General features: G+C 70.4%; 24 protein-coding genes, 1 tRNA gene and 1 pseudogene. 12 read left to right on the top strand and 14 right to left on the bottom strand.

Features of this window, described 5'->3' with window-relative positions; translation table 11 throughout:
* The first annotated feature begins 346 nt into the window (after positions 1–346).
* Complete coding sequence (gene mycP / locus ABD361_RS10200; RefSeq protein WP_344434580.1) at positions 347–1,384, top strand: type VII secretion-associated serine protease mycosin; 1,038 nt, start codon at positions 347–349, stop codon at positions 1,382–1,384.
* A gap of 25 nt (positions 1,385–1,409) precedes the next feature.
* Here the strand turns inward: mycP and ABD361_RS10195 are convergent, their stop codons facing one another.
* The 6 genes and pseudogenes from ABD361_RS10195 to ABD361_RS30645 all read right to left on the bottom strand — a co-directional run bounded on the left by ABD361_RS10195 (position 1,410) and on the right by ABD361_RS30645 (position 5,014).
* Positions 1,410–1,904, bottom strand: coding sequence for a hypothetical protein (locus tag ABD361_RS10195; protein WP_344434579.1), 495 nt, complete (start codon positions 1,902–1,904; stop codon positions 1,410–1,412).
* Positions 1,905–1,906: 2 nt separating this feature from the next.
* Positions 1,907–2,404, bottom strand: a complete 498-nt coding sequence (locus ABD361_RS10190; RefSeq protein WP_344434578.1) for a hypothetical protein — start codon at positions 2,402–2,404, stop codon at positions 1,907–1,909.
* A 29-nt stretch (positions 2,405–2,433) separates the two neighbouring features.
* Positions 2,434–3,705, bottom strand: coding sequence for a hypothetical protein (locus ABD361_RS10185; RefSeq protein WP_344434577.1), 1,272 nt, complete (start codon positions 3,703–3,705; stop codon positions 2,434–2,436).
* Between the two features lie 37 nt (positions 3,706–3,742).
* Positions 3,743–4,171 carry a hypothetical protein gene (locus tag ABD361_RS10180; RefSeq protein ID WP_344434576.1) on the bottom strand — a complete coding sequence of 143 codons (429 nt, stop codon included), beginning with the start codon at positions 4,169–4,171 and terminating at the stop codon, positions 3,743–3,745.
* 123 nt (positions 4,172–4,294) lie between these two features.
* Positions 4,295–4,492 (bottom strand): DUF397 domain-containing protein, encoded by a 198-nt coding sequence (locus tag ABD361_RS30650; RefSeq protein WP_361746909.1) that lies wholly within the window; start codon positions 4,490–4,492, stop codon positions 4,295–4,297.
* Positions 4,493–4,578: 86 nt separating this feature from the next.
* Positions 4,579–5,014: pseudogene (locus ABD361_RS30645) on the bottom strand (DUF5753 domain-containing protein).
* Positions 5,015–5,236: 222 nt separating this feature from the next.
* On the opposite strand from ABD361_RS30645, the gene ABD361_RS10170 reads away from it, so the two are divergent.
* A complete protein-coding gene (locus ABD361_RS10170; protein WP_344434574.1) occupies positions 5,237–5,473 on the top strand; it encodes an ATP-binding protein in 237 nt (78 codons plus the stop codon).
* A 7-nt stretch (positions 5,474–5,480) separates the two neighbouring features.
* Here the strand turns inward: ABD361_RS10170 and ABD361_RS10165 are convergent, their stop codons facing one another.
* The 3 genes from ABD361_RS10165 to ABD361_RS10155 form a co-directional block, all read right to left on the bottom strand.
* The gene (locus tag ABD361_RS10165; protein ID WP_344434573.1) at positions 5,481–6,746 is read right to left on the bottom strand and encodes a hypothetical protein; all 1,266 of its coding nucleotides are present in this window, start codon (positions 6,744–6,746) and stop codon (positions 5,481–5,483) included.
* A 95-nt stretch (positions 6,747–6,841) separates the two neighbouring features.
* Complete coding sequence (locus ABD361_RS10160; RefSeq protein WP_344434571.1) at positions 6,842–7,180, bottom strand: hypothetical protein; 339 nt, start codon at positions 7,178–7,180, stop codon at positions 6,842–6,844.
* Positions 7,181–7,360: 180 nt separating this feature from the next.
* Positions 7,361–7,636, bottom strand: coding sequence for a hypothetical protein (locus ABD361_RS10155; RefSeq protein WP_344434570.1), 276 nt, complete (start codon positions 7,634–7,636; stop codon positions 7,361–7,363).
* A 247-nt stretch (positions 7,637–7,883) separates the two neighbouring features.
* Here ABD361_RS10155 and ABD361_RS10150 point away from each other — a divergent pair, with 247 nt between their 5' ends.
* Positions 7,884–8,576 carry a rhomboid family intramembrane serine protease gene (locus ABD361_RS10150; RefSeq protein WP_344434569.1) on the top strand — a complete coding sequence of 231 codons (693 nt, stop codon included), beginning with the start codon at positions 7,884–7,886 and terminating at the stop codon, positions 8,574–8,576.
* On the opposite strand, the gene ABD361_RS10145 is transcribed toward ABD361_RS10150, so the two are convergent.
* Together ABD361_RS10145 and ABD361_RS10140 are read right to left on the bottom strand one after the other, a co-directional pair.
* Positions 8,577–8,648: transfer RNA gene (locus ABD361_RS10145), tRNA-Cys, on the bottom strand.
* Between the two features lie 109 nt (positions 8,649–8,757).
* On the bottom strand, positions 8,758–9,627 hold the full coding sequence (locus ABD361_RS10140; RefSeq protein WP_344434568.1) for an alpha/beta fold hydrolase: 870 nt from the start codon (positions 9,625–9,627) through the stop codon (positions 8,758–8,760).
* Between the two features lie 88 nt (positions 9,628–9,715).
* Between ABD361_RS10140 and ABD361_RS10135 the strand changes: the two genes are divergently transcribed.
* The 3 genes from ABD361_RS10135 (at position 9,716) to ABD361_RS10125 (ending at position 12,432) form a co-directional block, all read left to right on the top strand.
* Entirely contained in the window at positions 9,716–10,621 is a 906-nt protein-coding gene (locus tag ABD361_RS10135; protein ID WP_344434567.1) for a LysR family transcriptional regulator, read from the top strand.
* Between the two features lie 120 nt (positions 10,622–10,741).
* Positions 10,742–11,350 carry a cysteine dioxygenase family protein gene (locus ABD361_RS10130; protein WP_344434566.1) on the top strand — a complete coding sequence of 203 codons (609 nt, stop codon included), beginning with the start codon at positions 10,742–10,744 and terminating at the stop codon, positions 11,348–11,350.
* On the top strand, positions 11,347–12,432 hold the full coding sequence (locus ABD361_RS10125; RefSeq protein WP_344434565.1) for a YeiH family protein: 1,086 nt from the start codon (positions 11,347–11,349) through the stop codon (positions 12,430–12,432). Before ABD361_RS10130 ends, ABD361_RS10125 begins: the two co-directional genes overlap by 4 nt.
* Positions 12,433–12,469: 37 nt before the next feature.
* Here the strand turns inward: ABD361_RS10125 and ABD361_RS10120 are convergent, their stop codons facing one another.
* A complete protein-coding gene (locus ABD361_RS10120; RefSeq protein ID WP_344434564.1) occupies positions 12,470–13,081 on the bottom strand; it encodes a hypothetical protein in 612 nt (203 codons plus the stop codon).
* A 305-nt stretch (positions 13,082–13,386) separates the two neighbouring features.
* On the opposite strand from ABD361_RS10120, the gene ABD361_RS10115 reads away from it, so the two are divergent.
* Positions 13,387–14,754, top strand: coding sequence for an MFS transporter (locus ABD361_RS10115; protein ID WP_344434563.1), 1,368 nt, complete (start codon positions 13,387–13,389; stop codon positions 14,752–14,754).
* Between the two features lie 181 nt (positions 14,755–14,935).
* A complete protein-coding gene (locus ABD361_RS10110) occupies positions 14,936–16,726 on the top strand; it encodes a DEAD/DEAH box helicase (protein ID WP_344434561.1) in 1,791 nt (596 codons plus the stop codon).
* Between the two features lie 57 nt (positions 16,727–16,783).
* Here the strand turns inward: ABD361_RS10110 and ABD361_RS10105 are convergent, their stop codons facing one another.
* A complete protein-coding gene (locus ABD361_RS10105) occupies positions 16,784–17,779 on the bottom strand; it encodes an LAETG motif-containing sortase-dependent surface protein (RefSeq protein WP_344434560.1) in 996 nt (331 codons plus the stop codon).
* A 294-nt stretch (positions 17,780–18,073) separates the two neighbouring features.
* On the opposite strand from ABD361_RS10105, the gene ABD361_RS10100 reads away from it, so the two are divergent.
* The gene (locus tag ABD361_RS10100; RefSeq protein WP_344434559.1) at positions 18,074–18,715 is read left to right on the top strand and encodes an IclR family transcriptional regulator; all 642 of its coding nucleotides are present in this window, start codon (positions 18,074–18,076) and stop codon (positions 18,713–18,715) included.
* Between the two features lie 100 nt (positions 18,716–18,815).
* The gene (locus ABD361_RS10095) at positions 18,816–19,610 is read left to right on the top strand and encodes a S16 family serine protease (protein ID WP_344434558.1); all 795 of its coding nucleotides are present in this window, start codon (positions 18,816–18,818) and stop codon (positions 19,608–19,610) included.
* 13 nt (positions 19,611–19,623) lie between these two features.
* On the opposite strand, the gene ABD361_RS10090 is transcribed toward ABD361_RS10095, so the two are convergent.
* Positions 19,624–20,088, bottom strand: coding sequence for an Lrp/AsnC family transcriptional regulator (locus ABD361_RS10090; RefSeq protein ID WP_344434557.1), 465 nt, complete (start codon positions 20,086–20,088; stop codon positions 19,624–19,626).
* A gap of 124 nt (positions 20,089–20,212) precedes the next feature.
* Between ABD361_RS10090 and hppD the strand changes: the two genes are divergently transcribed.
* Both hppD and ABD361_RS10080 read left to right on the top strand, forming a co-directional pair.
* Positions 20,213–21,355: a 4-hydroxyphenylpyruvate dioxygenase gene (gene hppD / locus ABD361_RS10085; RefSeq protein WP_344434556.1), complete on the top strand. Its 1,143-nt coding sequence runs from the start codon at positions 20,213–20,215 to the stop codon at positions 21,353–21,355.
* Between the two features lie 151 nt (positions 21,356–21,506).
* A complete protein-coding gene (locus tag ABD361_RS10080; RefSeq protein ID WP_344434555.1) occupies positions 21,507–22,916 on the top strand; it encodes an FAD-binding oxidoreductase in 1,410 nt (469 codons plus the stop codon).
* Positions 22,917–22,919 lie beyond the last annotated feature (3 nt).

The raw sequence follows: 22,919 nt of genomic DNA, 5'->3' as shown, positions 1-22,919 counted from the left end.
CCAGCGGCGTCCCGGTGCGAGCGGTAACGGAACATTCACTCCTGGAGGCATGGGACTAGTGCGCGGCCCAGGTGAGCCGAGCCGTAGCCAAAGCCGCACTGCTCGGAAGGGTCAGCGTCCCGACTACCTGGTGGAGGACGAGGCGACCTGGGACCAGACCAACCGCCGCGTGGTTCCGCCGGTCATCGACTGATCGTAAAGACCGATAGAAAGCATGCGTCTGCGAATGGTCACTACTCGATGGAGGAGCGCGGCCTGCGCTGTTGTCGCGCTCCTGCCCTGGCTCTTGTCACCGGCATCCGCTCATGCGGACACTCTTCGCTCCCAGCAGTGGTGGCTGGATGCGATGCATGCCGAAGAGATGTGGAAGGTCAGCACTGGTGCGGGTGTGACAGTTGCCGTCGTCGATACCGGAGTGGACCCCAGTCTCCCGGACCTGCAAGGCCAGGTTCTGCCGGGCCAGGACCTCTCCGGCATCGAAGGAGACGACAGGCCGGACTATGACGGCCACGGGACGAAAATGGCTGTTCTGATCTCGGGCAAGGGTGACGGCGGCCGTGGCTCGTTCGGCTTGGCGCCAGGCGCGAAGATCCTTCCCTTCAAGGTCGCCAGCCTCAGGGCGCCGCGAACACATCTGTTGCCCGGAGCGACCGTACGCAGAGCCATCCGTGCTGCAGCAGACTCCGATGCAAAGGTCATCAACGTTTCCATGGGAGCGCCGGCTGCTGACCCCGAGGACGCCAAGGCGATCGAGTACGCGATCGGAAAGGGGAAGCTGGTATTCGCCTCTGCAGGAAACAGGGGCGACAAGGAGAACGGGGCTGAATATCCGGCGGCTTACCCAGGCGTAGTGGGTGTCGCTGCGGTGGATCAGGACATCAAAGCCCCCTCATGGTCCGTGCGGGGGCCGCAGGTAGATCTCGCGGCCCCGGGCGACAACATGGTGACCACATGCCTTGGTGGCACCGGCGTATGCCGCTCCCACGGCACCAGTGATGCCGCTGCCCTCGCCTCCGCCTCCGCCGCCCTCATCTGGTCCGCTCACCCCGACTGGACCGCCAACCAGGTCCTCCGTGTCCTCATCAACACCGCCGGCGGCCCCAAGAACGGTGACAAGCGCAGCGACAGCATCGGCTACGGCGTGGTCCGCCCCCGCATCGCCCTGCAGAACCCCGGAGACCCGGGCCCCCCGGACGTGAGCCCTCTCCCGGAGCTGGCAGCCGCCAAGTCACCGGGGCCCGAGGCCGGTCGGGCCAGCGCGCACGACAACGACAGCTTGCTGTCTAAGCGCAACCTGATCACCACAGGCGCCTGCGTCGCCGTTGCGGGAGCGGCGACGGCAGCCGCACTGCTCTTTCGCCGCCGCAGGGCCCATACCAACTGAGGTGGACGTGGCGGGGCGGCGTCGGTCACATTGTGCCCAGTGCGCGCCAAGTCCACCCTGAGCTGACGACCACCTTTCGCAGGGTGTTCCGCATGTCGCGCGTGTCCAGGGTTTTGACTTTGCGTCGCCGGCCGTCGGGCCCGCGCTCGTACGTCCACTCCACATAGAACCCCGACCCGCGACCATGTGACCACGATCGTGTCAGCTGGCCCTTGGTGATGCTCCAGTTCTCCTGGACAGCCCAGACCTCGTGCAGTGCCGGATGCAGACGCATCTGGATCTTGATCCTCTGGCTTACGCGCTCACCGAACGAAGAATATTGGAGCGACCACTCCGCTATCAAATCAATGCTTTCCGAAGTGATGGCTTTGTGCACGCGGTACGGGGCCGGAGGCGAGCCGACCGATAGCAGTGCGTCCAGGACTTCAGTGGTGGAGAGCGGTACGACGTTGCCGTCGGGATACTGGGTTCCACGCCATTTATCCCGAAGGCGGTCCAGCTTGTCCAGAAGGCTGCCCATCGCTATGCCTCCGAATCCATGGTGAGGCGTACAGTGCGCACGAAGCCCTGGAATTCCTCGAGGATGTCGTCGTGCTGGGAGGCGGCGGCGGTCAGGGCCAGGCGGACCACTGCCCATCGGTGTGAGTCAAGGACGTCCGTTATGCAAAGGTAAACCTGGGACTGGACGAGGTCGCGATATGCATCGCCAATGCGGACGGAAAAGACCAAGCGCTGTGTCAGGGCAGGGGTGTCGAGGGGGCCGATTTCGTGGCGCTGCGCCACCACCACCGACTCGGCGAGCCTGCGGAGACGTTCCACCGAATCGTCAGCGAGCTCGGTAAGCGTCGTTGCGCCGGACCGGTACTCGCCACTGATTGTGATATTGGCGGTGAATCCGTCGGCGGGCTCCGGATGCACTGCAGCAAAAGCTACTTCTGCGGCAGCGCGACCATCGACATCTGTCGGGCGCCAGCCGGCGGGCAGGCGAAATTCGATGGGAACCGGCAGTGTCGCGGCCATCTCGGCCCCTTCTTTCATGGAGGCATGCATCAGAACCAGCTGCTCAGCGTGTCCTTGACGGAGCGGGCGGCGTCACCCACTGCGTCGGCTGCGCGGCCGACGGCCTTTTCGAATTTGTGCGGGTCGACGGTAATCTCGATTCCCACGGCGCCGCCGAGCCCGTCGGCAGCACCGGCTTTGCCGCCGATCTTCCATTTGCCGGTGTCCTCGTCCTTGCTGTAAGCAGCCTTGCCTTCGATGCCGGAGCCGGCCCATCCTTCGGCCGTCCCGCCGATGCTGATACCGGCGAATTCGAAGCCTCCGGCGACACCGCCCTTCGCTCCCGAAAACCCTTTCACTCCCGCAGCGATCTCGCCCTTGGTCGCTTTGATGCTGGCTCCGGCTTCACTGCCGATAAACGCATCTGCCCGCGTGTAGTAGGTGATCGGGCCGTGGTTCTCGCGCACCTCGACCATGCCGCGCCCACCGTCGGACATCTCGGCAGCAGCGCTGATGCTCTTGTTGCTGAAGCCGTAATTTGCCGTGGCCCGCGAGCCCGCGTAGGCATCGGCGATTACGTGGACATCCGCCGGACCGTCGGTCAGTGATCGCTCCGCCGTCACGTGGCCCAGATCGCCGTAGAGTTTGAGCCTGCCCTCTTTGCCGTATGAGGGGCTGTCGGTTACCTTGAAGCCGATACCGGGTCCGGTCTTCGTGACCTTCCAGCCGTCGGTTCGTGTGGCGGCTGCCTCCGGCGCTCCCGCCTTGGCCAAGTCGCCTTCGGCGTGCGCGTTGAAGCCGCCGAAGCCAGCCGTGCTTATCAGCGCCCGGTTGACGAGTTGGTCGGCCTCGTCCACGGCTCGCACGGCCTTGGCGATGGCGTCGGTCCACTCCTGTGTCTTTTGTCGGGCGTCGGCCACCAGCTTTGGGTAGTCCGGGTCGCGCTGGAGAGCGGACTGCTCCTGGGGGGAAAGCTTGCCGAAGCCGACGTACGTGGCCCTGCCCGAGTCGTCGACCTTGTAGTCCTTCGCCTCGGCCTCGGCGACCAGGTCCTTCGCTGCCTTCTGCAGCCGGGTGAGCTCGGTGTGCGCCTGCTGCAGAAGGCTGGCGAGGGCCAGTGCTTCAGTCTTGGCCGCAGCGTATTCGGAGGCCGTAGCGGTAGAGCTGCTCTGGTGCGCAGTGAACGCCTGGCCCTGCCAGTTCCCATTGGCCAGGGCACGCTGGACGTGATTTTCGTAGTCTTCCTTGAGCTCGCCGAAGCGCTTGCCCATCTTTTGCCAGAGCTCGGACGCGTTCAGCAGCGGCGACAGGTCGGCCGTCATGACATCCCGATAGGTCAATGACACGGTTGTTACCTGCTCACCACTCGTCTATTCGACTGTGGAGCGGCCCCTGCCCCGCGGTTGTCGAGCCGAATTGCGCTCCGACGGCGATGTCCTGGCCCTGGAGGAGGGTGTTCGTGCTGCGCAGTGCGTCCAGTTCGCGGCTGAGCCGGCTCATGAGACCGCTCGCCTGCGACTGCCATATGCTCATCGCCTCCGACAGCCCCTTTTCCGTGGCCCAAGCCGATAGCCCCTTCAGCCCGGTGTCCGGCTTGAGCAGGCCCGACTGCGGGGCTCCTAGGCCGGTCAGGGGCGGCTGCATGGCGCCGCCTATCCCGATGCGGCCGGCGAGCTGAGTGTCGGGCAGCAAGTGCTGCTCCATGAACGTCGCGGCCTGCTGCTTGTCGCTCGCGGAGCTCGCCAGCTTGCCCTGGCTGTCCCCTGCTCCACCGGCATTTGAACCCACGGACAATCCCCCCTCGCGCTTGCGTAGCTGCCTGCGCAACGTCGAGCGAACGCATTACAGGCAGAGCCTGGCATGCACCTTACAGGGAGTGATCAGCGAGAGATCGCATGTGGACATTTTTGGTCACGCTGGCCTGTGCAGTCCCCCTGCTCGCGTGTGCGTGAGCAGCGTGCGGAGTGCAGCGGGCGTCACCGTCAGGACCGTGCTCGGGGCGTCGCTCTGACGGAGGTGGACGGTGCCGGCCGAAGCGGCCAGTTCTATGCATTCGTCGTCGGGCCCGCCCGAGCTGAAGCTTGACTTAAGCCACGTGAGGACAGGCACGGTTGACCTTTCACGGCGTGTAGAGGATGTGTTGAATGAGTGAGAGGGTTCGGTGACGAGGCCAATCGGCTCAAGTGCCGCCTTGGTCAAGTGCTCGAACGTCTCGGCGAAGCGTGTGCGCAGCGCTTGGTCGGGGATGAACGGGGAAGAGGTGGGCTGCTCGACGTACGTTGTGCTGAGTTCTTGTACGGCGTGCTCATAGACCACGAACGGGGTGCCGAACCGGCTGGGAAGCCGCCGGTCTCGAACGGAAGGATCTGGATGCGGATGTGTGGCATGCGCGCCAGTTCCACCAGGTGCTCGATCTGTGCACGCATGACCTCGGCGCTCGTGAAGCGCATACGCAACGCCGCCTCGCTGATCACGGCGTGGAACGTCGGGGGGCGGGCCGGTGAGTAGCTGGTGGCGACGCAGCCGGAACTCGATCTGCTTGTCGATGCTGGCAGCCGTTGCCTCCGGCTGGGCGCTCTCGAAGAGGACCCGCATGTAGTCGGCTGTCTGGAGCGGGCCCGGGATGTGCACCCACGCCGGTAAACGGGAGGTGTGGGGCACTCGTTGGGGGTGAATCGAGGCGATCGGGTTGCTGATCGGAAACCGCTCTCCCTGCCGTCGAAGCGTCCCGCCCTCCGCGGCCGTAAGCCGGAAGCGCACCGCGTCCGCATGCCTTCGTCCGTATGCCTGCGCGCGGCAAGCCACCGCACGTCGCTCGGAGGGCAACCGGTGAAACCCTGGGGGAGTCACATCATGTGTCCCGGCACCACCGCACCAGCCGCCGCCTCTGCCGCCCACTTTCCGCCTCGCAGCGACTTCTCGCCCGTCTTCCCGCCCGCGCCCGGGTGGGTGCGGGCGGCGCGGGAGGACGAGGAGGACGACGCGGGCCGGGGCGACGACGAGACCGGCCGTGGGCTGCTGCTCGTGCGGGCTTGTGTGCAGGAGTGGGGCGTCTGCCGGCACGGGCCGGGGCCCGGCAAGGGGGTGTGATTCCGGCTCACCGGCTGAAGGCGGTGGTTCGCGCCCACCGCACCAGCCCCCGTACCGGCCGCGCCAGTGCCACGGCCAGCCCCGCCAGCGGCAGCACCAGCAGCAGGCTCTGGATGAGGGCCGATGTCAGGCCGAGCAGGCGGTTGTTGGAGGAGTCCGCTGTGGTGAGCAGGAAGGAGATGTGCTGCCAGTCGGCCACCAGCAGCTCCGGCAGGTTGATCAGCACCATCCCCAGCTGCAGGACGATCGCCGGGATCAGCACCAGCACCCATGCCGCCACTACGATCTGCGGGCCGCGCTTCAAGGCGGCCAGGCGGCCGTCCTCGTCCGGGCGGCGCAGCAGGACGCGCTTCAGGATCGGGGCGATGTACTTGAAGAGGTCGGGGATGCCGATCAGGTCCGCGACGATGTAGTAGCCGTCGAAGCGGAGAGTGGGCAGGAGCTGCTGGATCATTTCCAGGTGGACGGAGAGGACGGCCACCAGCAGCGGCTGGAAGCCCGTACCGGCGTAGGCGCCCAGCAGGCCCAGTACGAAGAGGGCGTTGAAGTGGACGCCGCCGAGGTCGGCGCGGATGCGGCCGGCGCGGCCGAGGCGGTACGAGTTGGTGATGTCGGTGTAGAAGGCCGGCCAGACGAGGTAGATGCCGCAGCCCATCGCTCCCGGGCGTACGCCGCCGTAGCGGCACGCCGCGCCGTGGCCCATTTCGTGGAAGACGCACGACGCGATGGCCAGGAGGAGGACGAGCAGGACGCCGGCCGGGTCCGTGAGCGTGGTCTGCAGGGCGGCGCCGGTGTCCTGGGTCGTCCACAGCCAGGTTTCACCGGCCACGAAGGCGGCGACGGCCAAGGCGACGAGAAAGGGCCGGAAGAGCCAGGCGAAGAGACCCGAGAGGAACCAGGTGACGTGTTCCGGCAGGACCGCGATCCGGAAGCGGAAGGAGAGGAACGGGTCGCTCTTGGCCGTGGGCGGAGGCGGGGAGCCGTCGCTGTACGTCGTGATGCCGAGCGGTGCGAGCTTCTTGTCCAGGAGGAAGACGACGTGCTCTTCGGTGAATTCCCGGCCGGTTTCCCGGCTGAGGTCGTCGGCCACCTGAGCGGCGGTCGCCCCTCCGGCCAGCGCCTTGGCGACCTGGTACAGAAGTGGGGGCAGCCGTACGAGTTGCCCGTCGGGGCGGCAGACGAGCTGGGGTGGTTCGCGGTAGCCGGATCCTTCGAACTCGCCGACCAGCTCGGTGCCGGTGACCAGAGCGGGGACGGATGGCAGGGTCGTCATGGTCGGCTCTCCCCAGGATCCGGGCCGAGGGGAAGGGCCGGCGGGAGCTCCCGGCCCTTCCCCCGGCGGTGCGCCGAGCGGCTAGGCGGCGACGGTCAGTGGCTGGCGATCGCCGCGGGCGTGCAGGTCACGTTGCTGGCCGGGTTCTCGGAGCCCAGGCCGAGGCTGCCGAACAGGCCCGGGGTCCCCTGGCGGTCGATGGACTGGCAGGACGAGAGGATCGTGGTGCCGTGGTCGTGCGGTACGGGGGCGAACACCCCGCCGCCCGAGGCCGCCGAGGAGCTGGCGCCGGACGCGGCACCCGCGCCCGTACCGTCACCCGGTCCGGCCGCGAGGCGTCCGAACGGGCTGGCGACGATGCCCATGACCGTGCGCTCGGGAAGGACCTCTCCTGCAATACCGGCGAGTTCCTCGAAGCTGACGGCGTTGTTCATTTCCGTTCCCCTTTCTCTGGTTTCCGCACTCCGGTACGTCACCCGGTCCGCCGGAACGGCGCGCCGGGCAGGTCGTCCTCGCACGATTTCCGCTGCGTAAGTGCGTCAGGGAATCGGGCCGAGAACGAGTTCTGGGGTTCCCTGGCAGGAAGTGAGCAGGAAGTGAAAGAAGTGAAATTGTCAGTGGGTGGAAATGGCCGCGGGAACGCAGGTGGTGGTGTAGCCGGGGTTGCTGGAGGCCAGCCCCAGGGCGACGAGGAGCGCCGGACCGGCGTCGTTCTGCCGGTACTGGCAGGCGTAGGCGACCGTCGCACCGTGCTCGGTTCTGACCAGCGTCGGGTACACCGGCTGATCGCTGCCACCGGCCACCGGTGCCACGCTCGACAGCGCGATGCGCGGGGGAAGTTCCTCACCCTGCAGCTGTTCGAGCTCGCCGAAGGTCACGGCGGGTCCCATCGCGTGCTCCCTCCCTCTGGACGCCGGCACACGGCTGCGGGCCGGGCCCCGGCATCCCTGCGTGAGGTTAGCGGCGAATAGGAATACCCGACACGTCATCAATCCGCTGATCACCCGGTCGTGACGAGGGGTGCCCCGGAAGGGTGGAAATCTGAACGTCCTCTGACGCGTGTGGCGAAAACCGTGTCAGGAGGGGAACATGCGCCCGGTTCCGTACCAGCCCGCAGGGCCGCCGTAACCTACGCGGATGAGCAGGAGAGAGGCAGCGGTCCCCGTGGACGCGGTGCGGATGGTGGCGGAGGCGCGGAAGGCGTTCTTCGTCGTGGTGGGGTTGCTGGCGGTCGTGTGGGCCCTGCAGGTGGCCAACTGGGGGAGCGGGTACGAGCTGGCGCGGACGTTTGCCGTCGTGCCGGGCGAGGTCGGGCGGCTGCCGGACGTGTTTGCCGCGCCGTTGCTGCACTGGAGCTGGGCGCACATCGAGAGCAATTCCGGGCCGCTGTTCGTGTTCGCTTTCCTCGCGGCCTATCGCGGGGTGGCCCGGTTCCTGGGGCTGACGGTGTTGGTGGCCGTGGCGAGCGGGGTGGCCGTGTGGTGTCTGGAGCGGGCGCACTCCGGGACGGTCGGGGCCAGTGGGCTGGTCTTCGGGTACTTCGGGTACGTGGTCGTGCGCGGGTTCTTCGACCGGCGGCTCGTCGACAGCCTCGTGGGCGTCGTCATGGGCGCCTCGTACGCCTATCTGCTCACGCTCGCCGTGCCGGGCACTCCGGGCATCAGCTGGCTCGGGCACCTCGGTGGGCTCGTCGGGGGCCTGGTCGGGGGGTGGGTCTTCCGGGACCGGCGGAAGGGGGAGACAAAGGGAGAGGCAAAGGAAGAGACCGTTGCCGCCGGGCATCCGCGGGGCGACCTGCACAAGGAACTGCGCGATCTCGGATTGTTGTAGAGGCCGTGACTGGAATCGAACCAGCGTAACTCGCTTTGCAGGCGAGCCCCTGAGCCACTCGGGCACACGGCCAGCGTTCGTGAGACCACCGTAGGGGTGGCCGTGGGTGGCCTCAAGCGTTCCGGCCGGGCTGTCACTTTGCGGACACGCGGCCGTCACAGTGCCGGTTCGCAGTGCCGGTTCACAGTCCCAGCGGGGTGCGCAGGAAGTCGTCCACCAGGGGGCGGAAGAGGTCCGGCTCGTCGACCCACGGGTAGTGGCCGACGCCGTGCAGCGGGCGCAGGGTGCCGTGGTGGAAGGAGGCGGCGACCGCTTCGCCCGCGCGCATGCCCGTGACGGCGTCGAGGTCGCCGGTCACGACGAGGACGGGGACGGGCAGCTCGCGCAGGGCGTGCAGGATCCCCAGGCGTACGGGCTCGTCCACGCCCTGCCAGAAGCCGGCGCGGGGGACGGGGTTGAGCTGGTCGGGTTCGCCGGCGGCGTGGGCGCGCTGCGGGGCGTCCCAGCGGCCGTACGCCATCGGGGCGGCGCGCAGCAGGAGGGAGCGGACCTCGGCGAGGTCGGCGGCGTCCGGCAGGGAGTGGACGGCGACGTAGGCGTCGACCCACCAGGGTTCGTCGGTACGGGATTCGAAGATCTCCTCGGCGTCGGTGGGCAGTTCGCCCTGCAGGCGGGAGCCGGGGGTGACGAGCACCAGGTGGCTGAGGCGGTCGCCGTGGGCGGCCGCGTAGGCCTGGGCGGTGGCGCAGGCGGCGTCGTGGGCGAGCAGGGCGAAGCGCTCCAGGCCGAGGTGGGCGCGCAGGGCTTCGAGGTCGCGGGCGAGGGCGGGGAAGGCGTACGCGGCCGGGTCGCCGGCCGGCGGGGAGGCGCCCGTGCCGCGGCTGTCGGGGACGACGAGGGTGTGGTGGGCGGCGAGGCCGCCGAGGTCGCCGAGGTAGGCGGCGTCGCGGCCGGGGCCGCCGGCCAGGCACAGCAGGGGCGGCCCGCCGGAGTCCTCGCCGAGGATCCGGTAGCTCAGCTCGGCCGAGTCGTATGAGGTGTAGTGCGGCATGAGTCCACCATGACGGATATGTCCAGCGATCCAGAAGCAACCCCCGAGTACCCCCGCGCCTGTCCCAAATTCCGCTTATGATTCCGGCGTGTTCGACTCGCGGCACATCAAGACCTTCCATACGGTGGTCACCGCCGGGTCCTACTCCGCCGCGGCCCGCGTCCTCGGCTACACCCAGCCCGCCGTCACCCAGCAGATGAAGGCCCTGGAACGTGCCGTGGGCACCCCGCTGTTCACCCGCGTCGGGCGGCGGATGCGGCTGACCGAGGCGGGCGAGGCGCTCGCCCGGCACGCCGGGATCATCCTGGAGAGCATTGCGGCCGCACAGCGGCAAATGAGCTCCCTGACCCGGCTGCGCGCCGGACGCGTACGGGTGTGCGCCTTTCCGAGCGCCGGTGCGACCCTCGTCCCCGAGGCGCTGGCCCGCCTGAGCGCCGAGCACCCCGGCGTCCGCGTCGAGCTGCAGGAGGGCGAACCGCCCGACTCGCTCGGCCGGCTGGTGCGCGGCGAGTGCGACATCACGCTGGCCTTCACCTATCCCGGCCTGCACGAACAGGTGCCCGCGGAGCTCGCCGAGATACCGCTGTTCGAGGACCAGCTCACCGTCCTGCTGCCCGCCGGGCACGCCCTCGCCCGCCGCCGCGCCGTCAAGCTCGCCGACCTCGCCGGCGAGCGCTGGATCGCCGGCTGCCTGCGCTGCCGGGCCAACCTCCTGCACGAGTGCGCCGAACAGGGCTTTGCACCTGACATCGCCTTCACCACCAACGACAACCTCGTCGTGCAGTCGCTCGTCGCCGAGGGGCTGGGCGTGGCGATGATGCCGGGGCTCGTGCTGTCGTTCCTGCGGCACGACCGCATCACCGGGCGGGCCCTGGACCCGGCCTCGCGCCGCAAGGTCGCCGCCTACGTGCTGCGCGAGCACCTGCGGATCCCCGCCACGGCGCTGGTGCTCGACGAGGTACGGGCCGCGGCCGCCCGCCGCGTCGGCTGCTGAGAACGTACGGGCCGGAGCGCACACGAGACGTCATCCGGCCGCCACCCATAAGCCGGTGTTGGCATCCCGGCAAGAAACCGTCGTTGGACCAGGGGGAACGACCGGGGCGATCCTCCTGGCATGACCACCCACGCCGCCCCCCGCACCCTCCCGGTGACCACCCGCATGGCGCGGCTCGTCGGCGAGATCGGGGACACCGTGGCCCGGGGCCTGGCCCCCGACACCACGGCGTACCTCGTCGGCGAGCGCCTCGCCCCCCACCTCGGCGCCCCCGACCTGCTCACCGCCGAGCAGTGCCGGGGCGACGCCCACCACTACCGCCAGCACGTGCTGCACGCCGAGCGCGACGGCAGCTTCTCCGTCGTCGCCCTGGTCTGGCTGCCCGGCCAGCACACCGCCGTCCACGACCACGTCTCCTGGTGCGTCACCGGCGTCCACCGCGGCCGGGAGAGCGAGCGCCGCTACCGGCTCGTCCCCGACGGCCCGACCGCCCGCCTCGTCGCCACCGCGGACGTCGTCAACCGGCAGGGCGACGTGTGCGGCTTCGCCCCGCCCGGCGACATCCACCGGGTCGGCAACGCCTCGGCCTCCGTCGCGATCTCCCTGCACGTCTACGGCGCCGACGTCCTGCGCCTGGGCTCCAGCGTGCGCCGCGTGTACGACCTGCCGGCTAACGAGGGCGAGCACGAGCGCGAGCGTGAGTGCCGGGCCGGGGGCACGTCGCCGTGACGGTCACCGAACAGCAGGTGCGCACGTACCCGGTCGCCGGCTCCCGCTCGCTGCGCCCCGGGCTCGCCCTCGCCGCCGCCGGGCCCGCCCTGGCGTGGACCGCGCACCGGCTGCTGCCCACCGTACCCGCGCTCACCGCGGCCGTCGTCCTCGGCATCGCCGCCGCCCACCTGCCCGGCGTACGCAGCGTCGTGCGCGGCAGCGCCAGGCCGGGCCTGGCGTTCGCCGGCAGGCGGCTGATGCGCGCCGGCATCGTGCTGCTCGGCCTCGGACTGGGCTTCGGCGACGTCCTCGCCCTCGGCTGGACCACCGTCGCCATGGTGCTCGCCGTCGTCGCCGCGACCTTCGCCGGCACGCTGTGGCTGGGCCGCCGTCTGGGGCTGCCCGGCGACCAGCCGCTGCTCGTCGCGAGCGGGTACGCGATATGCGGCGCCTCGGCGATCGGCGCGGTCGGCGAGGCGGCCGGCAGCGACGAGGAGGACGTCGCCACCTCTGTCGCCCTGGTCACGCTATGCGGCACGCTGGCCATCGCCGTCCTGCCCCTGCTGCAGCACCCGCTCGGGCTGGACGCGGCACGGTTCGGGCGCTGGACGGGCGCGAGCGTGCACGACGTCGGCCAGGTCGTGGCCACCGCGCAGACCGCCGGGGCGGCGGCGCTGGGGCAGGCCGTCCTGGTCAAGCTGCTGCGGGTGGCGCTGCTCGCCCCGCTCGTGGCGGCGGTGGCGGTGGCCCTGCGCAGGCGCGGGAGCACGACGACCCGGAGGACGACGGCCGGGAGGACGACGGCCGGGAGGACGACGGCCGGGAAGGCGACGGCGAAGCGGCCGGCCGTCCTGCCGCTGTTCGTGCTCGGCTTCCTTCTCACGGCCGGCCTGCGCACCACCGGCCTGGTGCCCGGCACGGTCCTGGCCGCGGCCCGGCACGCGCAGGAACTGCTGCTCGCCGCGGCCCTCTTCGGCCTGGGCAGCGCCGTGCACCTGCCCTCGCTGGCCCGCACGGGCGGGCGGGTCGCCGCCCTCGGGCTGGGCGCGTGGATCGTCGTCGCCGGGCTGTCGTACGGGGGCGTCCTGCTCACGACGTGAGCGAACGCCTGCGTCTACACCTAAGCCAATGAGGGGTTCACGAACCCGAGAGCTCGGTCATCTCGGTGATCTTGTTGCCGGGGCCGATCGTCACGTCGTAGTAGTTCTGGCCCGCGCACCATTCCTTGTGGTCCGCCTTGGACTGGTTGTCGTACTGCTGGTGGTTCGGGTCCGCGCACTCCTTGACGTGGCCGATCCCGGACATGGCGGTGCCGGTGGGCTTGGTCGGACGGGCCTGGGGGCCGTCCAGGGTCAGGACGGTGACCTTGGCGTTGTCGTTGTCGAAGGCGTAGGTGCGCGTCTCGCCCTCGGGGCGGTAGAAGGCGCCCTCGTCCATCTTCGTGTTGCAGGAGACCTTGGCGTCCTGCGCGACGATGTTGTTCATTGCGCCTTCGACGAGGTTCACGTGGATGAGCTTGTGGCCCTTGGGCAGCGGGGCGCAGGGGTCCTTGTAGCCGTCCTTGCCCTTGCCGCCCTTGCCATCCTTGTCGCCCTTTCCGCCCTTGTCGCCGGTGGGCTTCGACGGGGCCGCGCTCGCCGAGCCCTTGGCGTCGTTCTTGCCGCCGTCGTCGTCGGTGGGCCCGCAGGCGGTCAGCGTGAGCGCGCCGGACACGAGCAGTGCGGCGGCGACGGCATGACGAATGGACACTGGAATCCCCCGTGGTGGTGCTGGTTGCGGGCGCCGGGTGGCGCCGATCGCCAGGAAGTGTATGGACATGATCATGGCGAAAAGTCGACGATTTGCCTGATCATGATCGAATCGCGGCAGAACCAGGACGGAGCTGTGGCCGATCCGTGGCCAGTCGTGACCGAGTGCCGGGCCGGCGGTGCGCCGGGCCTCGGAAGGACCAGGGGCCGAGCCCCGGACCGACCACGTGACTAGATCGCAAGGCCGAGTGGATCTCGGGCTCGCGACAGGGGTCAAACCGGCCTTCGCCTCTTACTCTGAAGGTCATGACCACCACCGCCGATGCCATAGCCGGACGGTCCGCAGCGGACACCGATGAAGGCGTTCTCGGGCGCCGGTACCGCGCCCTCACCCTCGGCATAGTCTCCGTCGTCTCCCTCATCGCCTTCGAGGCCAGCGCGGTGAACACCGCCATGCCGGTCGCCGCCCGCGCCCTCGACGGCATCGGGCTGTACGCCTTCTCCTTCTCCGCCTTCTTCACCGCCAGCCTGTTCGCCATGGTGCTGTCGGGGGAGTGGTGCGACCGTGCCGGACCGCTCGCGCCGCTGTTCAGCGGCATCGCGGCGTTCGGGCTCGGGCTGGTGGGCGCGGGCTCCGCCCAGCAGATGTGGATGTTCGTCGCCGCGCGCGGCGTGCAGGGAGCCGGCGCCGGACTGGTGATCGTCGCCCTGTACGTCGTCGTGGGCCGGGCCTACCCCGAACGGCTCCGGCCCGCGGTCATGGCCTCCTTCTCTGCCGCCTGGGTCGTCCCCGTCATCGTCGGCCCGCTGGTCGCCGGCAGCGTGACCGAGCACCTCGGATGGCGCTGGGTGTTCCTGGCCATCCCCGTACTGATCGTGCCGCCGCTGATCGTGATGCTGCCGGCCCTGCGCCGGATGCCCGCCGGGCAGCGCAGCGACCGGCTCGACCGGCGGCGCATCCTGCTGGCCCTCGCGGTCGCCGCCGGAGCCGGACTGCTGCAGTACGCCGGGCAGGACCTGCGCCCGCTCTCCGCCGTACCGGCGGTGCTGGGGCTGGCCCTGCTAGCACCGGCCGCGCTGCGGCTGCTGCCGCGCGGCACGTTCCGGGCCGGACGGGGACTGCCGGCGGTGGTGCTGCTGCGCGGCATCGCGCAGGGCTCCTTCCTGGCGGCGGAAAGCTTCGTCCCGCTGATGCTGGTCAGCGAACGCGGGCTCTCGCCCACGCTGGCCGGCCTGTCGCTGACCGGCGGCGGACTGAGCTGGGCCCTGGCCTCCTTCACCCAGAGCCGGTCGTGGGTCGAGCCGCACCGCGAGCGCCTGGTCGTCCTCGGCATGACCCTGCTGGCCGCGGCCATCGCCCTCGCCCCCACCGTGCTGATCGGGGCCGTACCGGCCTGGACGGTGGCCGTGGCCTGGGTGATCGGCGGCTACGGGATGGGGCTGACGATCTCCAGCGGTGCCGTGCTGCTGCTGCGCCTGTCGCGGAAGGGCGAGGAAGGCGCGAACTCGGCGTCGCTGCAGGTCTCGGACGCGCTCGGCAGCATCGTGCTCGTCGGTGTGGCCGGGGTGCTCTTCGCCCTCGGCGGGCGGGCCTTCGTACCGGTGTTCGCGCTGGCGGCGGGGTGCGCGCTGACCGGCGCCTACGTGGCGACGCGGCTGCGGCCGCGCGGGTAGGGAGCGGGCAGGGAGGGACTGGGGAGGGCAGGACGGGGAGGATCGGGGGACGCACCCGCCACGCAGCGTGTTGTGACCTCGGTCCCACCGCCGGGTGAGGAGGGCCGGTCGTACCCGGTCGCCCCCGCGGACGCGGTTAGGCTGACGCGGTTGCCGATCGCCGAGCCAGCCGACGGAGACCGTGACTACCACCACCTCCACTCACCATCTCTCGCCCGCCTTCCCCGGCCGGGCCCCCTGGGGTACCGCCAACAAGCTGCGCGCCTGGCAGCAGGGCGCCATGGACAAGTACGTCCAGACGCAGCCGCGCGACTTCCTCGCCGTCGCCACGCCCGGCGCCGGCAAGACCACCTTCGCGCTCACCCTGGCCTCCTGGCTGCTGCACCACCACGTCGTCCAGCAGGTGACGGTCGTCGCCCCGACCGAGCACCTGAAGAAGCAGTGGGCGGAGGCCGCAGCCCGCATAGGCATCAAGCTCGACCCGGAGTACAGCGCGGGACCGCTGGGCCGCGAGTACCACGGCGTCGCCGTCACGTACGCCGGCGTGGGCGTACGGCCCATGCTGCACCGCAACCGCTGCGAACAGCGCAAGACCCTCGTCATCCTCGACGAGATCCACCACGCCGGCGACTCGCGCTCCTGGGGCGACGCCTGCCTGGAGGCCTTCGAGCCGGCCACCCGCCGCCTGTGCCTGACCGGAACGCCCTTCCGGTCCGACACCAACCCCATCCCCTTCGTCACCTACGAAGAGGGAAACGACGGCATCCGCCGCTCCTCCGCCGACTACACCTACGGCTACGGCAACGCCCTCGCCGACGGCGTCGTGCGGCCCGTGATCTTCCTCTCCTACAGCGGCAACATGCGCTGGCGCACCAAGGCCGGCGACGAGCTGGAGGCCCGCCTCGGCGAGCCCATGACCAAGGACGCGGTCTCCCAGGCCTGGCGCACCGCCCTCGACCCGCGCGGCGACTGGATGCCCAACGTGCTGCGCGCCGCCGACCGCCGCCTGACCGAGGTGCGCAAGTCCATCCCGGACGCGGGCGCCCTCGTGATCGCCTCCGACCAGGACTCGGCGCGCGCCTACGCCAAGCTGCTGCGCGAGATCACCGGGGAGGGGCCCACGGTCGTCCTCTCCGACGACTCCGGCGCCTCGCAGCGCATCGACGACTTCTCCGCCGGCGACTCGCGGTGGATGGTCGCCGTCCGCATGGTGTCCGAGGGCGTCGACGTACCGCGCCTCGCGGTCGGCGTGTACGCGACGACGATCTCCACGCCCCTGTTCTTCGCCCAGGCCGTGGGCCGCTTCGTGCGCTCACGAAGGCGCGGTGAGACCGCGTCCGTCTTCCTGCCGACGATCCCCATGCTGCTCTCCTTCGCCAACGAGATGGAGGCCGAGCGCGACCACGTCCTCGACAAGCCCAAGAAGGAGGGCGAGGAGGAGGACCCGTACGCCGAGTCCGAGAAGGAAATGGACGAGGCGAACAAGCAGCAGGACGAGGACACCGGCGAGCAGGACATGCTGCCGTTCGAGGCCCTGGAGTCCGACGCCGTCTTCGACCGCGTGCTCTACAACAGCGCCGAATTCGGCATGCAGGCCCACCCCGGCAGCGAGGAGGAGCAGGACTACCTCGGCATCCCCGGCCTCCTCGAGCCCGAACAGGTCCAGCTCCTGCTCCAGAAGCGGCAGGCCCGCCAGATCGCCCACAGCCGCCGCAAGCCCGACGCCGAGGCGGACCTGCTGGAGATCCCCGCCGAGCGCCGGCCGGTCGTCACCCACAAGGAGCTGCTGGAACTGCGCAAGCAGCTCAACACGCTGGTCGGCGCCTACTCCCACCAGAGCGGCAAGCCGCACGGCGTCATCCACACCGAACTGCGACGGGTGTGCGGTGGCCCCCCGACGGCGGAAGCGACGGCCGGACAGCTCACCGAGCGCATCACCAAGGTGCGCGAGTGGGCCACGCGCATGAAGTGACCGGATGACCCGGTCGACGGGCCCCGGACGCGTCTCGCGTCCGGGGCCCGTCGTGCGTTACGCCTGCTCGGCGGCGGCGGAGCCGGAGCGGCGACGCCGCGTCGCCACGACGAGACCGGCACCCGCGGCGATCGCGGCGGCACCGGCCACGCCGATCCACGGCGTGGCGGGGTCGGAACCGGTCGCGGCCAGCTGGCCGCTCGCGCTGTTGGAGCCGGACCCGCTGGCGCTGTTGCCGCCGGAGGACCAGCCGCTGCCGGACGTCGTGGGCGAGGCGGAGGCGCTGGCGGAGGCGGAAGCGGAAGCGGAAGCCGACGTGGTCGGCGAGGCGGAGGCCGTCGGCGCCTTGGAGCTGCCGGAAGTCGGCGTCGTCTTGCCGGTGGCGGTGGGCGAGGCGCTGCCGGTCGGTGCGGTGTCGTCCTTGGCGGCTTCAATAGCGAACTGTTGTTCGCCGGTGGCGTTCAGGTCCTTGGCGTCCGTCACGGTGAAGCGGACGTTCTTGCCTGCGGCGGTCTGCTTGCCGAATTCCAGCCGTAGCTCGAACGCCTCCTGCTTGTCCTTTTCCACCGTGAAGCCCTTGGCGTCGCCAAGGCTGCCGACGCGGTCGAAGAAACCTTGCTCCTTCCCGCTCTGGCTCTCACGCCGGGTCAGTTTCGCCTCCACCCACTGGCCGTGAGGGCCATGCCGGTACCACAGCTTGACCGGGTAGTCCCCGGGCTTGGCCGCATCGGGGTCCGTGGTGCGGTAGGCGACCTGCGGAGTGAAGACCACGTCGTTTTCACTGCCGTTGTTGAAGACCATCTCGAAAACGTGCGTGGTGCCCGCGTTCACGGTCTTCGGAAGGCCGCGGACGGTCAGCGGGTTGACCACCGTGGCGGGCTTCTCCTTGCCCGCGTCCGTCGTCCCCGTCGTCGTCTGGTTCGTCTGCGTCGTCTGCTCGGTCGTCTGTCCCGTCGTGGCCGGGGCGTCGGCGGCGACGGCCGGCGCGGCCAGGAAGAGGGCCGGGGTGATGACACCGGCCGCCACGATCGTGGCTATTCGGGAAATCTGCATGGCGATCACACTAAAGCCCCTGCAACGTCAACGGCCCCCTGGATCGCTGCACTCACGGCGTCCGGCCCGTGAAATGCCGTGCACCCTGCCCGGATTGTGGGCAGACTCTTCCGCTGAGCGGACCGGCGGCGCTACGGTGCCGGTCACGCACACGCCCCGTGGCAGCGCCGCCGCGGAGCGCAGCCGGAACATGCGTCAAGCCGCCGGCGGCCTCTTCTCGCGCGCTGCCGGACGGGACCGGCCGGCGCAACCCCACCGTGACGAGGGGCCGCCTCTCATCGGAGGAGGGGCGTCGTGACCGCGGAGACTTCGCAGACGCTCGACAGAGGGCTCAGAGTCCTCAAATTGCTGGCAGACACCGATCATGGGCTGACCGTCACCGAGTTGTCCACCCGGCTCGGGGTCAACCGGACCGTCGTCTACCGGCTCCTGGCCACCTTGGAGCAGCACGCGCTCGTGCGCCGCGACATCGGCGGGCGGGCCCGGGTGGGGCTCGGGGTGCTGCGGTTGGGCCGGCAGGTGCATCCGCTGGTGCGGGAGGCGGCCCTGCCCGCGCTGCGGGCCCTGGCCGAGGACGTCGGGGCCACCGCCCATCTCACGCTCGTCGACGGCACCGAGGCGCTCGCGGTGGCCGTCGTCGAGCCGAGCTGGACGGACTACCACGTCGCGTACCGCACCGGGTTCCGTCACCCGCTGGACCGCGGTGCGGCCGGCCGGGCGATACTCGCCGCCCGCAGGGGCGAGGTGGACAACCCCGGGTACGCGCTGACCCACGGCGAGCTGGAGGCCGGGGCCAGCGGTGCGGCCGCGCCGCTGCTCGGCGTCTCGGGCATCGAGGGCAGCGTCGGCGTGGTCATGCTCGCCGACTCGGTGCCGGACCGGGTCGGCGCCCGGGTGATGGCGGCCGCGAAGGAGGTGGCGGACGCCCTGCGCTAGTGCGGGGAGGCACGCGCACCGTGCGGTGGACGGGTCCCACCCCCGCCCGTCCACCGGCACCGGTAGGGCGGTCGTCCTTGCGGTGAAATAGGGTCGCAGCATGCCAGCTGCTCGTACCTCGTCCCGCCGGGCCCTCGCCGTGTGCGGCGTTCTCGTCGTCGCCCTGTTCGCCGTGGTCGCGCTCGCTCCTTTGCCGTTCGTCATCGCCCAGCCGGGCACGACGACGGCGAACGTGCTCGGGGAGCACAAGAACAAGCCCGTGATCACCATCAGTGGTGCGCCGACGCGCCTCACGAGCGGGCAGCTGCGCATGACGACGATCGAGGCCACCGGGCCGGACACGCAGATCCGGCTGGGCGACGTGGTCGACAGCTGGTTCCGTACCGACCGGGCCGTGATGCCGCGCGAGGCGGTCTACCCCTCGGGGCAGTCCGACCGGGAAATCGAGCAGCACAACGTGGCGGAGATGAAGAAGTCGCAGGACGCGGCCGCCGACGCCGCCCTGCGCTACCTGCACCGCTCGTCCAAGGACGTCAAGGTCGAGCTGAGCCTGGCGGACGTCGGCGGCCCGAGCGCGGGGCTGCTGTTCTCCCTCGGCGTCGTCGACAAGCTGGCCGGTGACGGGCGCGGCGGCGATCTGACGGGCGGCCGTGTCATCGCGGGCACCGGCACCATCACCCCGGAGGGCGAGGTCGGCGCGGTGGGCGGCGTCTCGCTGAAGACGCAGGCGGCCGCCCGGGACGGCGCCACCGTCTTCCTCGTGCCGAAGGGGGAGTGCTCGGACGCGAGCGCGGAGCTGCCCAAGGGCATGCGGCTGGTGCCGGTCACGACGCTCGACCAGGCGGTGGCGTCCCTCAAGGCGCTCAAGGACGGCGGGCGCGTCCCCACCTGCTGACCGGCACGCGACGTCAGTCCTGCGAAGCCTGCCGCACCAGCGGGATGATCCGCAGCGGCACGGGGTTCTCCATGACGATGGCCGTCGAGGCGCGCACGATGCCCTCGAAGGCCACCACCTTGTCGATCACCCGCTGCAGGTCGGCGTTGGAGCGGGCCACCAGCCGGCAGAGCATGTCGCCGTGCCCGGTCGTGGTGTGCAGCTCCAGCACCTCCGGCACCGTCGCGAGGTGGGTGCGCACGTCCGCGCCCTGGCCCTGCTTGATCTCCAGGGTCGCGAAGGCGGTCACCGGATAGCCCAGCGCCGCCGGGTCGACGTCGGGGCCGAAGCCGCGGATGACGCCCTGGGACTGCAGCCGGTCCAGGCGCGCCTGCACCGTGCCCCTGGCCACCCCCAGGCGCCGGGAGGCCTCCAGGACCCCGATGCGCGGCTCCTGCGCGAACAGCTCGATCAGCCGGCCGTCCAAACGATCGATCACCCTCGGCCACCTCTCGTGGTCATCCTGCACGGATCGCCCGCACCTCCCGGGGCATCGCTGAACACATTGCCCAGTGAAAACGCAAAGTATTGCGCATCTTGCGGTTCGGAGAGACCCTGCGGCCATGACTCAGACCACGGATCACACCCCGCACACCGCTCGGCAGGCCGACCCCTTCCCGGTCAAGGGGATGGACGCGGTCGTCTTCGCCGTCGGCAACGCCAAGCAGGCCGCGCACTACTACTCCACCGCCTTCGGCATGAAGCTGGTCGCCTACTCCGGACCGGAGAACGGCAGCCGGGAGACCGCGAGTTACGTCCTGGAGTCCGGCAGCGCCCGGTTCGTCTTCACCACGGTGATCAAGGCCTCCACCGAGCACGGCCGCTTCCTGGCCGCACACGTCGCCGAGCACGGCGACGGCGTGGTGGACCTCGCCATCGAGGTGCCCGACGCCCGGGCGGCGTACGCGTACGCCGTCGAGCACGGCGCCACCGGTCTGACCGAGCCGCACGAGGTGAAGGACGAGCACGGCACCGTCGTCCTCGCCGCCATCGCCACCTACGGCAAGACCCGGCACACCCTCGTCGAGCGCTCCGCCTACAGCGGCCCGTACCTGCCCGGTTTCGCCGCCGCCCGGCCCATCGTCGAGCCCGGCCCCCGCCGCTTCCAGGCCATCGACCACTGCGTCGGCAACGTCGAGCTCGGCAAAATGGACGAGTGGGTGGGCTTCTACAACAAGGTGATGGGCTTCACCAACATGAAGGAGTTCGTGGGCGACGACATCGCCACCGAGTACTCCGCGCTCATGTCGAAGGTCGTCGCCGACGGCACCCGCAAGGTGAAGTTCCCGCTCAACGAGCCGGCGATCGCCAAGAAGAAGTCGCAGATCGACGAGTACCTCGAGTTCTACGGCGGCCCCGGCGTCCAGCACATCGCCCTGGCCACCAACGACATCGTGGCCACCGTGCGCGCCATGCGGGAAGCCGGCGTGCAGTTCCTCGACACGCCCGACTCGTACTACGACACGCTCGGCGAGTGGGTCGGCGAGACCCGCGTGCCCATCGACACGCTGCGCGAGCTGAAGATCCTCGCCGACCGCGACGAGGACGGCTACCTGCTGCAGATCTTCACCAAGCCGGTCCAGGACCGTCCCACCGTCTTCTTCGAGATGATCGAGCGGCACGGCTCCATGGGCTTCGGCAAGGGCAACTTCAAGGCCCTCTTCGAGGCCATCGAGCGCGAACAGGAGAAGCGCGGCAACCTCTAGCCTCCCGGCGGGGTTCGAAGGGGTGCGATTGTTTCGGCTGCGGGCCGGCTGTGGCCGGTCGCGCCCACGCGGCGGTAGCCGCATATCGACACTGTCCCGCGCCCCTTCGGGGCGCTTCCCCTGTGGAGGCGTGCGATGACAGGGTGGGGTCATGGGTGATCTCACCGAAATGCTGCGCGCGGGACTGCCCCCCGAAGCCGTCGTCACCGACCCCGACGTCACCGCCTCCTACGCGCACGACATGGCGAGCTTCTGCGCCGCCGGCGCGCCCGCCGTGGTCGTCCTGCCGCGCACCGTGGAGCAGGTGCAGCACGTGATGCGCACCGCCACCGCGCTGCGCGTGCCGGTGGTGCCGCAGGGCGCCCGTACGGGGCTGTCGGGGGCGGCCAACGCCACGGACGGGTGCATCGTGCTGTCCCTCGTCAAGATGGACCGCATCCTCGAAATCGACGCGGTCGAGCGCATCGCCGTCGTGGAACCGGGCGTCGTCAACGCCGACCTCTCCCGCGCGGTGGCCGATCAGGGGCTGTACTACCCGCCGGACCCCTCCAGTTGGGAGCAGTGCACCATCGGCGGCAACATCGGCACCGCTTCCGGCGGCCTGTGCTGCGTCAAGTACGGCGTCACCGCCGAGTACGTCCTCGGGCTGGACGTCGTCCTCGCCGACGGCCGGCTGCTGCGGACCGGCCGGCGCACCGCCAAGGGCGTCGCCGGCTACGACCTCACCCGCCTGTTCGTCGGCTCCGAGGGCAGCCTCGGCGTGGTCGTACGGGCCGTGCTCGCCCTCAGGCCCGCACCGCCCCAGCAGCTGGCGCTGGCCGCGGAGTTCCCTTCCGTCGCCGCCGCCTGCGAGGCCGTGCGGCAGATCATGGCGGGCGGGCACGCGCCCTCCCTGCTGGAGCTGATGGACCGCACCTGCGTGCGGGCCGTCAACGCCCTGGGGAACATGGGCCTGCCGGAGAGCACCGAGGCCCTGCTGCTGGCCGCCTTCGACACCCCCGACCCGGCCCCCGACCTGGCCGCGGTCGCCGAGGTGTGCACGCGGGCGGGCGCCACCGAGGTCGTACCGGCCGAGGACGCCGCCGAATCCGAACTGCTGCTGCAGGCCCGCCGCATGGCCCTGCCCGCCCTGGAACGGCTGCGCCCCGCCACCATGATCGACGACGTGTGCGTGCCCCGCTCGGCGCTCGCGGACATGCTGCAGGGCACCGCGGCCATCGCCCGCGAACACGACCTGACCATCGGCGTGTGCGCCCACGCCGGGGACGGCAACACCCACCCCGTCGTCTGCTTCGACCCCGCCGACCCCGAGGAGGCCCGGCGCGCCCGGGCCTCCTTCGACCGCATCATGGCCCTCGGCCTGGAGCTCGGCGGCACCATCACCGGCGAACACGGCGTGGGGCTGCTGAAGAAGCAGTGGCTGGCCGAGGAGGCCGGGCCGCTGGCCATGGAGCTCCAGCGGGGCATCAAGGCCGTCTTCGACCCCCTCGGTCTTCTCAACCCCGGAAAGGTGCTCGACGTTGCCGCCCCTCACCCCATCGGGTTTCCCACCCCCACGTGAGGC

Origin of the sequence: Streptomyces luteosporeus (assembly GCF_039532865.1) — a bacterium.
Classification (GTDB): domain Bacteria; phylum Actinomycetota; class Actinomycetes; order Streptomycetales; family Streptomycetaceae; genus Streptomyces; species Streptomyces luteosporeus.
This window is presented reverse-complemented; position numbering and strand designations above follow the sequence as displayed.